The sequence below is a fragment of the Xylophilus sp. ASV27 genome (assembly GCF_016428875.1).
Classification (GTDB): domain Bacteria; phylum Pseudomonadota; class Gammaproteobacteria; order Burkholderiales; family Burkholderiaceae_C; genus Xylophilus.
The window spans coordinates 1-396 of sequence record NZ_JAELTO010000305.1; the positions used below are offsets into that span (position 1 = coordinate 1).

A 396-nucleotide genomic window follows, 5' to 3' on the forward strand; every position below is an offset into this window, starting at 1 on the left:
CGTGGGCTCGGAGATGTGTATAAGAGACAGGCCCATTACGCCGCCGGCGACCATGTCAACCAGGCCCAGGGCAGGCTCTACGAGGCCAGCGCCGAGGTCGGCCGCCTGGAGGCCGAGATCCGTTTCGTGCTCGAAGGCCGCCAGCGCGTGGAACAGCGCCTGCTCACACTGCGCGAGCAGGTCGGCCAATGGGCCGCCCGCAAGGACGACGCCGAGGCCGAGATCGAAACCCTGGCCGCCCAGGGCGAGGGGGGGGGGGGGGGGGGGGGGGGCGCTGCCGACGAAGAGAACCTAGTGTAGGTGGGGGGGGGGGGGGGAGCAGGAAAAGAGGGGGGGGGGGGGGGGGGGGGGGGGGGGGGGGGGGGGGGGGGGGGGGGGGGGGGGGGGGGGGGGGGG

Annotated in this window: 1 pseudogene; it reads left to right on the top strand. The window is 75.8% G+C overall.

Features of this window, described 5'->3' with window-relative positions:
• Nucleotides 1-246, top strand: a pseudogene (locus JHD63_RS23010) (hypothetical protein); the annotation flags it as partial.
• Nucleotides 247-396: the final 150 nt, after the last annotated feature.